This window comes from Parapedobacter defluvii, assembly GCF_014642075.1.
GTDB lineage: Bacteria > Bacteroidota > Bacteroidia > Sphingobacteriales > Sphingobacteriaceae > Parapedobacter > Parapedobacter defluvii.
Genome location: NZ_BMIK01000012.1, coordinates 117,215 through 131,062 on the forward strand (window position 1 = coordinate 117,215; position 13,848 = coordinate 131,062).

The following is a 13,848-nucleotide window of genomic DNA, read 5'->3' on the forward strand; positions in this document are numbered from 1 at the left end:
CATGCGAAAAAAATTCAGTTACGGAGCATGCCTTTTGGTGGCATGCATCGTATTAGTAAGTGTTTGGTGGCCGCCTATTCTTTGGGGTTTCGTGGTTGTCGGTCCACTTATCTTTTTGGGTATATTGGACATGATCCAGACCAAACAAGCGATCCGGCGTAATTTTCCGTTGTTTGGCCGGTTGAGATACCTATTTGAAAGCATACGTCCCGAAATCCAGCAGTATTTTGTAGAGAGTGATACCACGGGCAGGCCTTTTAGCCGAATTTACCGGAGTGTGGTGTATCAGCGTGCTAAAAAGGAGATGGATACAACGCCGTTCGGTACGCAGATGAATGTATACGAAGACAATTACGAGTGGATGAGCCACAGCATCAATGCACTTGATTTTTTTAAAATCAACGACCATCCCCGGGTAACGGTGGGCGGACCCTATTGTCTTCAGCCCTATTCGAGCAGTGTATTCAATATTTCCGCGATGAGCTATGGTTCGTTGAGCAAGAATGCGGTTATGGCCTTGAACGAAGGAGCCAAAATCGGCGGCTTTTATCACAATACGGGAGAAGGTGGACTTACCGACTATCACTTGGAAGGCGGGGGTGATGTGGTTTGGCAGATCGGGACGGGGTACTTCGGATGCCGGCATCCCGATGGCAACTTCAATCCGGAAGCATTTGCCCAGAAAGCGCAGCATCCCCAAGTCAAGATGGTAGAGATCAAGATATCCCAGGGAGCGAAACCCGGCCATGGGGGTATTCTACCTGCGGCCAAAGTCACCGAAGAAATTGCCCGTATCCGGTTGGTGGAAATGGGTAAGGATGTAGACTCACCGCCGTATCACCGGGCTTTTTCCACACCGTTGGGGTTGTTGGATTTTGTGAAACAACTTCGGGATCTTTCCGGTGGGAAGCCCGTCGGGTTCAAGCTTTGCATCGGGCACCGCAGTGAGTTCGTAGCTATCTGCAAGGCCATGATACAAACGGGTATTTATCCCGATTTTATTACGGTGGATGGAGGAGAAGGGGGGACCGGCGCTGCGCCCCTGGAATTTTCCAACTCGGTGGGAATGCCGTTGCGGGATGCACTGGCATTCGTATACGATTGCCTGACCGGATTTGATCTCAAACAGCACATAAAAATCATTGCGTCGGGTAAAATTGCTACGGGGTTCGACCTGGTGAAAAATTTTGCGCTGGGCGCGGATATCTGCAACAGTGCGCGTGGCATGATGATGGCACTTGGGTGCATCCAGGCACTGGAATGTAACGCAAATACCTGCCCTACTGGCGTGGCCACCCAGGATCCGAACTTGGTGAAAGGACTGGTAGTAGCCGATAAGCGGGTGCGGGTTGCCAACTTCCATCATGAGACCGTTAAAAGTGCGGGGGAGCTGATGGGAGCAGCAGGTATTAAACATCCGGATAATATCCACCGGGTATATATCCATCGGCGGATCTCACCGAACCGGGTGGAGACCTACCTGGATAGTTATCCCTATATTCCTGCCGGCAGTCTGTTGCAAAAGCCTTATCCCAAAGCATTCGACATGCTGATGAAAATCAGCAGTGCCGAATCCTTTGAACCTAATTTTGAGGAAGTTGATTTCGTAGAATACGCATGGGCAAAGAAGCCAATGACGGGGTAGCTCAGTATCCCACTCCGGTACGCCTCGGTTGCCGGATCACCGGCCACTGTCCCGGCTGTCCGTCCCTGCCTAACGGCATTACCCGTTTTTCGCGGTTAACCAATTCAGCCTCTTCGCTGGCTTTGTAGGCGAGCGTAGCGATGAGGATCACGTTATCGCGCAGATCGTCGAAGATCAGCTTGTCATAGGTATCTAAATTGGTATGCCAGGTAATGGTGCCATATCCCCACGAAAGCGAGCTCATTGAGAATGCCGGTATGCCGGCAGCGGTAAACGAAGCGTGGTCAGACCCGCCCGTACTGGGCGAACCGGGATAATCGGTTTTAATATCCGCTGTGATGTTGCGGGGTGCGGCGGCGAGCCACCGGCCCATGAAATCATAGGCATGCAGGAATCCCGATCCGTCGATGTTAGCCACCCGTCCCGTACCGTTGTCCTGGTTGAATACCGCCTGGGTTTTTTCGACAATATCCGGATGATCCAAGACAAATGCACGCGAACCGTTCAGTCCCTGCTCTTCGCTGCCCCAATGGCCGATCAGGATGGTTCGCCTAGGATTGGGGTAAACTTTTTTCAGGATGCGTGCGATCTCCATCATGGTAATCGTACCTGTACCGTTATCGGTGGCACCGGAGCCTCCTTCCCAGGAATCGAAATGGGCCGAGAGAATCACGTATTCATCCGGTTTTTCAGTTCCTTTGATTTCGGCGATGGTATTAAAGGTAGGTACGGTACCCAGATCTTTGGAGTCGGTTTCGACCTGAATACGGGGCTTGTGGCCGTTTTCGGCCAGCCGGTATAGGATTCCATAGTCTTCCAGTGAAATGTCAAGTGAAGGTACGATGGTGGTGCGTGCCCCGAAAATCTTATTCGAACCGAATTCGCGCGACCAGTAGCACTGTAGGATCCCGGCCGCACCTGCTTCTTCCAATATACGGGGCAGCGAATTGCTGGAAATCCCCATGGCCTGTATTTTTCGGTTCCAAGCTTCGGTCAGTGAATCACGTTCTTTCTTCATCCGTTCTACGGATTCGGGGCGGCCAAACTCTTCCCAGTTGTGATCGGGCCTGCCGGTGGGCTGAGGCATGGATACCAACACATACTTTCCTTTGACCGTAGGCAGCCAGGCTTGGAAAGCCTGTGAATTTTTTACATCGGGTAAGGTGATGACCTCACCTTCTATGGCTTTCCCTCCGGTGGTGGGACTCCACGCCAGCTGAGTGCCCGCCAGGGTTTTTACACGGGGGTATGTCATGTCGATGTGGGAGATACCGCGGTCCCATCCGCGCCATTCACCAAATTCCTCATACCGGGCCTCGATGCCCCAATCTTTATATTTGGCCACAGCCCAATCGTGGGCATGTTTCATCTGTGGCGTGCCTACTAAGCGGGGCCCCACTACGTCCAACAACTCATGGGCCAGCTGTTTTAACTGAGAGTTTTGGTATGCTTCATCCACGATCTGTTGCACAACCGGATCCAACTGCTGTTCAGATGGCGGCGCCCATTGTGCCTGTACGGCAGAAGGAAGCAGTCCAACTGCTAGGAGAAAAAAGGTTGCTGTTGCTGTGTACTTCATACCACAAAGAAACAATTTATTCTGCATATAACATCGATTTTAGCTATGTTTGCCGCGTAATTTATACCGGATGAACACCGTATTATCTGAACAGGAGTTGCAACGCAGGGATGCGTTGACTAAGTTGGAAGCACTGGGGATCAATCCCTACCCGGCCGAGGCTTTCGAAATCAATGCCACAGCCAAAGATATTTTAGCGAATTACGAGCGCGACAAGCTCAATTATAAGACCATCAGCATCGCTGGCAGGATGATGAGCCGGCGGGTGATGGGCAACGCCTCTTTCATCGAGCTGCAGGATGCTACCGGACGCATCCAGGCATATGTGAAGCGCGACGACCTTTGTCCGGACGAAGACAAAACACTTTATAATACAGTCTTCAAAAAATTGCTGGATATCGGTGATTTTCTCGGTATCAAGGGATTTGTATTTACCACCAATACGGGGGAAATCTCCATCCATGTTCAGGAGCTTATTCTGCTGGCTAAGTCCTTGAAGCCTTTGCCGGTGGTGAAGTCTGCCGATGGCAAGACGTTTGATGCCGTGACCGATCCGGAATTCCGGTACCGCCAGCGTTATGTGGATCTGGTGGTCAATCCGCAGGTGCGTGAGACCTTTGTAAAGGTATCCAAGCTGAAAACTGCGATCCGCGACTTTCTGAATGAGCGCGGTGCCCTGGAAGTGGATACGCCGGTATTGCAGAGCATTCCCGGAGGTGCCGCTGCGCGCCCCTTTATTACCCATCACAATGCACTTGATATCCCCTTATACCTACGCATTGCTAACGAGCTTTACCTCAAACGGCTTATTGTAGGAGGGTACGATTGGGTATACGAATTCAGCCGCAATTTCCGCAATGAGGGTATGGACCGTACCCACAACCCGGAGTTTACCGTATTGGAGTTTTACGTTGCCTACAAAGATTACCTCTGGATGATGGAAATCACCGAGAAACTTTTTGAGCAGGTGGCGATTGCCACCAACGGAACGACTTCCCTGCAGGTGGGCGACAAAACGATCAATTTCGCGGCTCCGTATCCGCGTGTAAGTATCTACGATGCCATTAAGGAACACACCGGCTTTACGGTTGACGGACTGGGCGAAGCGGGGCTGCGTGACGTATGCAAGCAATTGGGTATTCCCACTGACGAAAGCATGGGCAAGGGCAAGTTGATTGATGAAATTTTTGGTGAGCAATGTGAGCACCATTATATACAACCCACCTTCATCATCGATTATCCGGTTGAGATGAGTCCGCTTACAAAAAAACACCGCAACAAATCCGGTTTGGTGGAGCGGTTTGAGCTGATGGTTAACGGCAAGGAGCTGGCCAATGCGTATAGTGAATTGAATGATCCCATCGATCAGCGGGCTCGCTTTGAAGAACAGCTCAAGCTGATGGAACGGGGTGATGATGAGGCGATGTTCATTGATCATGACTTCCTGCGGGCATTGGAATATGGCATGCCTCCCACCGCTGGTATCGGCATTGGTATCGATCGGCTGGCGATGTTGATGACCAATCAGCAGAGCATACAGGATGTACTTTTCTTCCCGCAGATGCGCCCGGAAAAGGTGGTGAAACAGGCGAGCACGGCGGACTATACCGCGCAGGGAGTGCCGGAAGCATGGGTACCCGTCTTGCAGAAGATGGGACTTACGACGGTAGATGCATTGAAGGCGGCCAATCCGAATAAGGTTTTCAACGATCTTGGCGGCTTGCGCAAGAAAATGAAGCTGGAAATCCCTATGCCGGCGAAGGATGAAGTGCTGAAGTGGTTTGAGTAGGTAGTTGATAGTTGATAATTGATAGTGGACAATTGATAGTGTATAATTATCCATTATCCATTATCCATTATCAATTTCTTGTAGCGTTCAGCGCCGCTGCATATAATTTCATCTGCTTTACCATCGATACCAAGCCATTGGCTCGGGTTGGTGAAAGGTGTTCCTTCAAGCCGATTTGGTCGATAAAATAAAGTTCGCTGGTCGCGATTTCCGCGGGTGTATGATTGGATAATACCTTGATCATCAATCCCACCAAACCTTTGGTGATGATAGCGTCGCTATCGGCCGTAAAAATTACCCTGCCATTTTGATAATCCGCGTGTAACCATACTTTCGACTGGCACCCCTTAATCAGGTATTCGTCTTTTTTATACCGGTCATCAATCAGCGGCAGTTCTTTGCCTAATTGGATGAGGTATTCGTATTTGGCCATCCAATCTTCAAAGAATGCAAAATCATCTATTAATTCGTCTTGTATTTCGTTTATGGTCATTTTTTGTGTTCAGTGATCGGTGTTCAGTGATCGGTGATCGGTGGAGCCGGACTTTCCGGCTTTCGGTCTTCCGGACTCCTTTACTTAAACAAGCATTGAAGCCGCCCGGCGGACTGCGGCTACCAAGGTGTCCATTTCTTCACGGGTATTATACAGGGCGATGGACGCCCGCACCGTGCCGGGAATATTAAATCGATCCATGAGCGGTTGCGTACAATGGTGGCCCGTACGTACGGCAATACCCAGTTTATCCAGGATTACACCTACATCGTACGGATGGGCGCCATCCAGCAGGAATGAGATCACGCTTGATTTTTCTTTGGCCGTACCTACAATGCGTAGGCCGGGTATTTCAAGTAGCTCGTGCGTAGCATATTCTAGGAGGCCATGTTCATACGAGGCGATGTTGTCCAGTCCCAATTCGGTGAGGTAGTCAATGGCATGTGCCAGGCAGATGCCTGCCTCAATATTAGGGGTACCCGCTTCAAATTTGAATGGCAACTCGTTGTATGTTGTTTTGGCAAAGGTCACCTCCTTGATCATTTCGCCTCCGCTTTGGTAGGGGGGGATGGCATTGAGCCATTTTTCTTTTCCGTAGAGCACGCCTATGCCGGTGGGGCCGTACATTTTGTGCCCCGAAAACGCGAGAAAATCCACATCCAATGCCTGTACATCGATCGGTAAATGCTGGACGGCCTGTGCGGCATCTAACAATACCGGCGCGCCTACGGCGTGTGCCAATGCGATGATTTCCTTCACAGGGTTGACCGTTCCAAGCGCATTGGATACATACGTAATGGCAACCATTTTGGTGCGTTCGTTCAGCAATGAGCGGTATGCGTCCATATCCAATTCCCCGGCATCATTAATCGGAACAACATGTAAAATAGCCCCGCGTTCTTCACAAAGGATCTGCCAGGGAACAATGTTGGAGTGGTGTTCCATGGCAGAGATAATTAGCTCATCTCCCGTATTGACAAAGGCCTTACCGTAGCAACTTGCCACCAGGTTGATGCTTTCTGTGGTTCCCCGGGTGAAAATTAGCTCGTGCTCATGGGCGGCATTGAGAAAAGGCTGCAGCTTCCGCCGTGTCACCTCAAAAGCGTCCGTAGCCAGTTGACTCAGGTGATGTACCCCCCGGTGTACGTTGCTGTTTAATTGCGTATAATAATTTACGATTGCATCAATCACCTGGCGGGGCTTTTGCGTAGTAGCCCCGTTATCAAGATATACCAACGGCTTTCCGTTGACGGTACGGGTAAGAATCGGGAAATCTTCCCGTACGCTGCTGACGTCAAACCATTCCAATATTGCTGTCCGTTCCATAGTACACAAAGGTACGAGTAATTTTTATTATGACCACTATTTCGGTGCGGTACAGCGGACGATGGGTAAGCTCTTTTACAGCATATGGTGCTTACGAAAATACAATGTGGAGTATTTCTCCATAAATCACCGTGCCGTCGGTTAAAACCGCGTATGCCCGGTAATTTGCATCGTTGAAATAAGAGAATGGAAACGTCACCTGACTGGATAAGACCGTGCCGGCTTTTCCGGGTTTATCGGTGAACGGAATGAGAATGGCATCCTTGCCACCAACGGTGGGCGTTGTCCCCGACTTTTCACTGATCCAGGGGATGAAGATAATACCATATTCTTTGACACTGCTTATCTTTTCGAATTTCAGGCGAAAGGTATATTCCATGCCATATACTGCAGTGGTGGTTCTGTATTCCACTTCCAATGTGGTCACTTCATTGGCTCCGGCCGGCTGCGTGTCATCGGCATCTTTCTTACAGGAAGTCAGAGACATCAATGTCGTTAAAAAGAAGGCAGACAAAAAAATCGTTTTCATAAAATCGTGTTTACTAGTGAATACTTGGTTTATATCGCCTGAAGCGGTAAAAGGTCATCAACCGCTGTTAAAAAATATTGCTTAACAGTAATTTTACATAACGAACCCGTGACATGGCTGACTAAACGGCTTATTTCGATAATGGCGGTCTGATATTTGTGCGCTTCAGCACAGATACTAAAATGACATTTTATTAATGAAATACCTATTTTATGCGGTACTGCCGTTTCTTTGCATTCAATCTGTCTGGGGCCAGCAATACCACATCCAAGGGCGGGTATACGCCGCCAGCGACAGCATCCCTTTTCCGAATGTGACCGTCTCGCTATTCGCTAAACCGGATTCGTCGCCGGTAGGGGAAACCATAAGCCACGCGGATGGTACCTTTGAACTGAAAGATATCCATGCGGGCGATTACCTGCTTCGGATTCAATACCTGGGCTATGAAAATACCGATCAGCCCGTGAAAGTGACCGGTAATACGGATGTAGGTTCTCTGTACCTCCATGAGGGAGCCCGGTTATTGGATGAGATAACGATTTTAGGTCGCCCCCCTGTAGGCAAACAACGCGGGGATACCATTCAATTCAATGCCGCGGCATTCCAGACCATGAAGGATGCCACGGCGCAAAGCCTGATTGAAAAGATGCCCGGTATGGGCAGTGAGGATGGCTCCTTGCAGGCACAGGGTGAAAATGTGACACAGATTTTGGTGGATGGCAAACCCTTTTTCGGTACGGATGTCAAAGCGGCCCTGCAAAATCTGCCCGCGGAAATTATACAAAGTATCGAGGTCTATGACAAACTCAGTGACAAAGCGGAACTGAGTGGATTTGACGACGGTGAACGCCAGAAAACTATCAATATCGTCACCAAACCCAACAGCCGGCGGGGGCTCTTCGGCAAATCTTCTGCCGGATATGGCAACGATAACCGTTACCTGGCGGGTGCGAGTGTCAATGCGTTTAATGAGCACCAACGGCTTACGATAACCGGGTTGACGAACAACATCAATGCGGTCGACTATTCGGCAGATCCGAACAGCCAGGGTGAGGTGCGCCCGCAAAACGGCATTATCAATACAAACCGCATCGGATTAAATTATACGGATACGTGGGGGGAAAAGATGGAAATCAATGCCAGCTATCTTTTCAACCATCGAAAGAACGTCGGCGAGGCTTCACTTTTTCGGGAATATGTGCTCCCGGATGACGACGGACAATATTATACCGAGTCGAGCACGAATTCCCGTAGGAACATGGATCACCGATTTAACATGCGTTTTGAATACCAGATCGATAGCAACAACCGTATCTTATTCCGGCCGGATTTTTCAGCGGAATCCGATAAAGAAAACAGCTTCTTTTCGGGGAATACCGTTGCAGACTCGGGGCCAATGAATCAAACCCAAAACAGCAGGCAGGCAGACAATTCAGATATCGATTTCAACAGCCGGCTATACTACAGCCGCCGCTTTGCTAAACAAGGCCGAAGCCTCCGTTTGGGATTGGTCACCGGAAATCACCGGAATGACGACGATGCCTACCGGCAGGCGGAAAACCTATTCTTTGATCCGGCGGAGCGTACGGAAACCATCAACCAGCAGCTAGTGCGGATGCGCAAAGGATTTGATTGGGAGGCCAGCGCCGCCTACACGGAGCCGGTTGGCAAACGTGGCATGGTGGAGTTGGAATACGAGGTTGGCAACCAGAATAATGATTCAGACCAACTGACCTACGATACCGACGAGATGGGAACGCGGTTGCGCCTCGATACCGCGCTCAGCAATACGTTCAATAGCCAGTATCTGAGGCAGGAGGCGGAAATCGGCTATCAGTATAAAACGGAAAAACTGCGTGCACAGGTGGAAGCGGAGTTCCAGCTTTCCCGGTTGGCGAACGATCAGGAGTTTCCTGCGGCCTTCGCCCTGCAACGTACATTCCGGAGTATTTTGCCATCGGTGCGATTGGGTTACAAGTTTACCGACTCAAAAAACCTGGATTTTGATTACGACGCGCGTACCAATGCGCCCGGAATCGGCGATCTGCAGTCTGTTATCGATAACTCGAATCCCCTGCATTTGCGTACCGGAAATCCGGATCTCGACCAGTCGTATAGCAATCGTTTCAGTTTGCGGTACCGGAGTTATAATCCCGAAACGGAGCGGAGCTTTTTCGCGATGGTACGGTCTTCGGTTACGTCAAACCGTGTGGTTACCCATACAACCATTGCCGAAGAACCCATTGAACTGGCGGAAGGGATCGTGCTGGAGCGCGGTTCCCAACTTACCCGTCCCGTCAATCTGAATGGCTATTGGGATCTGAGTTCGTTTTTTCACTATGGACTGCCTGTGCATTTTCTTCCGTCTAATTTTAATCTTCATGGCGGCATCCGGTACAGCCACAGCCCCGGAATGATCAATAATCAGGTCAATGCGGTTAATACAACCCGTTATAGCGGTGGGATTTCATTAAGCAGCAATATCAGTGACCGGATTGATTTCAATATCTGGACGCGTTCTGCTTATAATACCGTTGAAAATTCGTTGCGTCCGACACTCAACAATAACTTTTTTAACCAAACAACCCACATTAATTACAATTGGATCCTTTGGCAGGATTTGGTATACCGGTTAGACCTGAACCATCAGTTCAATACTGGGCTTTCCGAAGGGTATGATAACAGCATTCTTTTGGTCAATATGGCTATAGGGAAGAAATTTCTCCGGAATGAGCGTGCCGAGGTGAGCCTGAATGTGTACGACCTGTTCGGGCAGAATAACAATATCCGGAGGGACATCACGGAAACGTATATTCAGGATTCGCAATCGAATGTGTTACAACGGTATTTTATGTTGAGTCTTACCTATAACATCCGTTATTTTGCCCGGGGAACAACCCAGGAGGATTACGAAAAGATGTATAACTAAGTTATCGGTGAAGTAGAAAAATCTGCAAAAAGTATTCCTGGTCTACGATCGTATTGCGGTTGTACGCAATTGCCTTCCCGTCGGGCGACCAGTTTGGGGCACCGATGGGCTTTTCGGCATCGGTAAAGCGCGGTGTAATACGTTCGGTAACGCCCGTTGCTATTTCAGTGATAAATACGCTGTTATCCGCAATATAGGCAATCCATGTGCCCGAAGGATCGATGTTGAATGGACTTTGTACGGAAAATTTGTTGCGGGTGATTGCCACGGGATTACCTCCATTCGGAGAGATGCCAAAAAGCTGTATGACACCGTTCGGATCTTTCGCCAGGTAGCAGATGAGGGCACCATCGGGTGTGGTACGAAGCCAGTGCCGGGGCCCTTCCACGCCATGGGCAGAATGTGTAATACGCCGCTGCGACACGCCTTTGGGCACCCCCGGCCGTGAAGTAGCGGTTCCTTCCAGCGGTTGCCCATTAGCTTCGGTTGGCAGTTCGTCCGGTAGATCAACCACGAAGATTTCGGTGAGGGTTTTGCCTTCCGCATTCCGTACATTGCCCTGAAAGGCAATTGCCCGCCGTTGAAGCGTTCCATCGGGCTTGTGGTATCCTTCTTTTCCAATCCAGCACTCATCAAACGCTTTGTCAATGGCATCGCTTCCCGGCACCGGATTTTCTGTGACATCGGTTACCACGACTGAAAAGCAGATTCCACTGTTGTTCTCCAGGGTGCTGTCGGGCGGGACTGTTACCGGTTTCGGTACCATAATACCCACCATCCGAAGATCCTGCACCGCGGTGTCCGTTTTGGCAAGCTGTTCCATTACGTAGTCGTTGTACGTAAAACTGATCCATTGCCCGTCGCCGCTCCATGAATGAGCGTGGGTGCCACCCCGGAGGGCGCCTGGAGTATAAGGGGGAATGATATCCCGTGCATCCATGAAAATAGGTTGCTGGGGCCGATCGATATCGATGGCAACCCCGGTACGCCTTGTGATTCCATAGGGTCGGCTTGCATCGGCATTGCGTATTCCGTGAATAAATAATACACGATCCTGAGTAGGCGAAAAGGTTGCGGCACCGACACCGGGGCCGTAAACTGTCTGGTGTTGCGTTTGATAAAGCGTCCGGATTTCGCCGGTTTCCACATTCACCATCCCGATACTGCCCGTACTGCCAATCTGTGAATCATCATTCCGCGCATCGTATACGATCCATTGACCATCTCTTGAAAATGCCTGTGTATTATGCAGGGTATGGCCCTGCGGTGAGTGGGTAAGCTGAACTTCCTGAAACATGATAACCGGTTTTTCGTTACGATGGCAAGCCTCAGCCACAGTCAGCAGAAAAACCATGCTTAGCAGCCGATATACGATTTGCGATGCCATCCCGGCAAAAATAAGCATCCAGATGATATAGATTACTATAGTATCTTGTTACAGGCTTGTATGATGTTGACCTATTGTTACGGATCATGTTGTTTTTCTGTTAAGGGGATGTAGCGTTTTGATGTAGATCTACGTTTTACTAACTAACGTAATAGAAAGTTTATATGGTTAATTTTTCGTAGGATTGGCTACATAAAGGGGAATGGGGCGTATATTTGCAAAGTGAATCCAAGGAGCTGATTAATAGAAGTGTAGCCGCGTAGTGAGTTTCAACATCCGACACTTAAAGGGGAAGCATGCGTTGTCGTTAGAGGACGCGGTAAAGAGGTGTGCCCAAGTGGGAGATGAACGGAGTAAGGAATTTATCTATAAAACCTGTTATGGTTACATCCGTGCGATCACCATGCGGTATGTCAGAAATGAGTTTGACGCGGAGGAGCTCACAAATGAAAGTTTCATCCGGGCATTTAACAAAATCGGGACGTTTAATAGCGAGGGACTGGGTGATCGTTTTGAGAAATCGTTCCGGGCGTGGTTGGGAAGGATAGCGGTGAATATTTCCATTGATTTTTTACGCGCGCAGAAACAGTTGTTGGCTTTGGATGACGTAAGTGAATCGGAAATCGAACATCGCCCCGTACCGGTGTCGGGAAATCTGCACGTGGAAGATATCATGAAGCTGTTGTTGCAGTTGCCCGAGATCCAACGGACCATCTTTAATTTATACGAGGTAGAAGGGTATTCCCATGAGGAGGTATCGGTATTGCTGGCCATACCCGAAAGCACTTCCCGGACGTACCTGACGCGGGCGAAGAAAAAGTTAAGGGAACTCTATTTAGCCTCGACAAATATTACGGCAGGATTTTAATATGTATGGTTGAATGAACGAAAGTGAAGAAAATAAGGAGCTGATTCAGCGGATTGCAGAGACGTTGCGCAATTATGCCGAACCTTATAAAGAGGGGGCTTGGGAGCGTTTTACTGCGGCACAGGGAACATTCCCGAAACGGGTGCTTTGGTGGCCGTATGCGGGTGCTGCTGCTGTATTGCTTATGGCGGCGGTGCTGTTTTTATCCCATCCGGGATCCGAAGTTCCAACGGTGGTGAGTCTTGAGTCGGTAACGGGAGAAACCCCGTCTTCTGGCTCTGCATCTGCGGAAGAGCCAGACACTGCGGAGCCCGAAGAGCCAGCGCATATGGCAGCCGCTGCGCAGGCTGAGGAGACTAAGGCCCATGCGGCGGTTTCCGCCCCTGCTCCGGAGGTGAGCGAAGCGGATGAACGGAAACCTGTAGCGCAATTGGCTGTGGTGCAGGAGGAGGAAGTGCAGGAAGAAGATCCGGGGATCAATGAGAGGGCTGTGAGCAGTGCCGAAACGAAGGGTGAGGCGACGGATACCCCTCCGCAGCGGATTGCGTTGGCAGATCAACCGGAGACGCATGAGGTACCTGTTACAGCCGTCGGGAAGGAAACCCACGACGATGCCACGCGAAAGTGGAATCTTGGGTTAGCAGTAGCGCCGTCAATGACCAGTAAAAAACTAAATTTGGGAGGAGGGATTGCTGTTGCCTATCAACTATCCGATAAATTTTCTGTGGGGTCGGGTGTGACAATCGGGCGGTTAGGCATGGGGGAAAACCCAAATTATGATCCTTCGTGGGGGAATCCGCCGCAATATGACTCGGCACCGGATGGCATTACGGGGCTTGCCCAAAACCGCGAACAATATAAGCGAGATGTTACGCTGACAAGCAACGTGGTTGCGTTGGATATACCGTTGGACTTCCGTTATGAAGTTTTCAAAGGTCTTTATACTTCGGTGGGTATCTCCTATGTGGCCGTGCTTAGCGAAGAGCGAACCGAACATTTTATCGGCGGCCTCAATGAGACCACCTTTGGATCGGACAAAATGGTGGGGAAGGATTTGGTGGCTTCCACAACCGTAGGTTATAGGACGGAAAAAATGAATACCCAGCCACTTAAAGGTAACGGGTATGCGGGCTTCATGAATTTTTCAGTCGGCCGGAAAATGAAGCTTTCCAAACATATTTTCTTCTCAATAGAGCCCTATTTCAAACTCCCCATCGGGCAGCTTTCCAGGGAGCAAATGGACTTCACAAACGGTGGGGTACGTATTGTTACCGGATTTTAGGTGCGACGTCTTTTTTCGCGT

At 49.9% G+C, this 13,848-nt stretch carries 10 protein-coding genes; 5 read left to right on the forward strand and 5 right to left on the reverse strand.

Annotated features, from left to right (window positions below):
• Position 1: 1 nt before the first annotated feature.
• A complete protein-coding gene (locus IEX60_RS16390; protein WP_188752485.1) occupies positions 2-1,645 on the forward strand; it encodes an FMN-binding glutamate synthase family protein in 1,644 nt (547 codons plus the stop codon).
• 1 nt (position 1,646) lies between these two features.
• On the opposite strand, the gene IEX60_RS16395 is transcribed toward IEX60_RS16390, so the two are convergent.
• A complete protein-coding gene (locus IEX60_RS16395; protein WP_188752486.1) occupies positions 1,647-3,224 on the reverse strand; it encodes a M20/M25/M40 family metallo-hydrolase in 1,578 nt (525 codons plus the stop codon).
• 70 nt (positions 3,225-3,294) lie between these two features.
• Between IEX60_RS16395 and lysS the strand changes: the two genes are divergently transcribed.
• On the forward strand, positions 3,295-5,013 hold the full coding sequence (lysS, locus tag IEX60_RS16400; RefSeq protein ID WP_188752487.1) for a lysine--tRNA ligase: 1,719 nt from the start codon (positions 3,295-3,297) through the stop codon (positions 5,011-5,013).
• A gap of 70 nt (positions 5,014-5,083) precedes the next feature.
• Here lysS and IEX60_RS16405 read toward each other — a convergent pair whose 3' ends face one another.
• The 3 genes from IEX60_RS16405 to IEX60_RS16415 all read right to left on the reverse strand — a co-directional run bounded on the left by IEX60_RS16405 (position 5,084) and on the right by IEX60_RS16415 (position 7,361).
• Complete coding sequence (locus IEX60_RS16405) at positions 5,084-5,506, reverse strand: SufE family protein (protein WP_188752488.1); 423 nt, start codon at positions 5,504-5,506, stop codon at positions 5,084-5,086.
• 84 nt (positions 5,507-5,590) lie between these two features.
• The gene (locus tag IEX60_RS16410; protein ID WP_188752489.1) at positions 5,591-6,832 is read right to left on the reverse strand and encodes a cysteine desulfurase; all 1,242 of its coding nucleotides are present in this window, start codon (positions 6,830-6,832) and stop codon (positions 5,591-5,593) included.
• Positions 6,833-6,923: 91 nt separating this feature from the next.
• Positions 6,924-7,361: a hypothetical protein gene (locus tag IEX60_RS16415; protein ID WP_188752490.1), complete on the reverse strand. Its 438-nt coding sequence runs from the start codon at positions 7,359-7,361 to the stop codon at positions 6,924-6,926.
• A 196-nt stretch (positions 7,362-7,557) separates the two neighbouring features.
• Here IEX60_RS16415 and IEX60_RS16420 point away from each other — a divergent pair, with 196 nt between their 5' ends.
• The gene (locus IEX60_RS16420) at positions 7,558-10,290 is read left to right on the forward strand and encodes an outer membrane beta-barrel protein (protein WP_188752491.1); all 2,733 of its coding nucleotides are present in this window, start codon (positions 7,558-7,560) and stop codon (positions 10,288-10,290) included.
• A gap of 1 nt (position 10,291) precedes the next feature.
• On the opposite strand, the gene IEX60_RS16425 is transcribed toward IEX60_RS16420, so the two are convergent.
• Positions 10,292-11,677 carry a DUF3748 domain-containing protein gene (locus IEX60_RS16425; protein ID WP_229717606.1) on the reverse strand — a complete coding sequence of 462 codons (1,386 nt, stop codon included), beginning with the start codon at positions 11,675-11,677 and terminating at the stop codon, positions 10,292-10,294.
• Between the two features lie 262 nt (positions 11,678-11,939).
• Here IEX60_RS16425 and IEX60_RS16430 point away from each other — a divergent pair, with 262 nt between their 5' ends.
• Both IEX60_RS16430 and IEX60_RS16435 read left to right on the forward strand, forming a co-directional pair.
• Positions 11,940-12,545 (forward strand): RNA polymerase sigma factor, encoded by a 606-nt coding sequence (locus IEX60_RS16430; RefSeq protein ID WP_188752492.1) that lies wholly within the window; start codon positions 11,940-11,942, stop codon positions 12,543-12,545.
• A gap of 13 nt (positions 12,546-12,558) precedes the next feature.
• A complete protein-coding gene (locus IEX60_RS16435) occupies positions 12,559-13,827 on the forward strand; it encodes an outer membrane beta-barrel protein (RefSeq protein WP_188752493.1) in 1,269 nt (422 codons plus the stop codon).
• The last annotated feature ends 21 nt before the right edge of the window (positions 13,828-13,848 follow it).

Coding starts and splice junctions, on each gene's coding strand:
- IEX60_RS16435 (WP_188752493.1), top strand. CDS start 12,559: ATGAACGAAAGTGAAGAAAATAAGGAGCTGATTCAGCGGATTGCAGAG.
- IEX60_RS16390 (WP_188752485.1), top strand. CDS start 2: ATGCGAAAAAAATTCAGTTACGGAGCATGCCTTTTGGTGGCATGCATC.
- IEX60_RS16405 (WP_188752488.1), bottom strand. CDS start 5,506: ATGACCATAAACGAAATACAAGACGAATTAATAGATGATTTTGCATTC.
- IEX60_RS16415 (WP_188752490.1), bottom strand. CDS start 7,361: ATGAAAACGATTTTTTTGTCTGCCTTCTTTTTAACGACATTGATGTCT.
- IEX60_RS16425 (WP_229717606.1), bottom strand. CDS start 11,677: ATGGCATCGCAAATCGTATATCGGCTGCTAAGCATGGTTTTTCTGCTG.
- IEX60_RS16410 (WP_188752489.1), bottom strand. CDS start 6,832: ATGGAACGGACAGCAATATTGGAATGGTTTGACGTCAGCAGCGTACGG.
- IEX60_RS16420 (WP_188752491.1), top strand. CDS start 7,558: ATGAAATACCTATTTTATGCGGTACTGCCGTTTCTTTGCATTCAATCT.
- lysS (WP_188752487.1), top strand. CDS start 3,295: ATGAACACCGTATTATCTGAACAGGAGTTGCAACGCAGGGATGCGTTG.
- IEX60_RS16395 (WP_188752486.1), bottom strand. CDS start 3,224: ATGAAGTACACAGCAACAGCAACCTTTTTTCTCCTAGCAGTTGGACTG.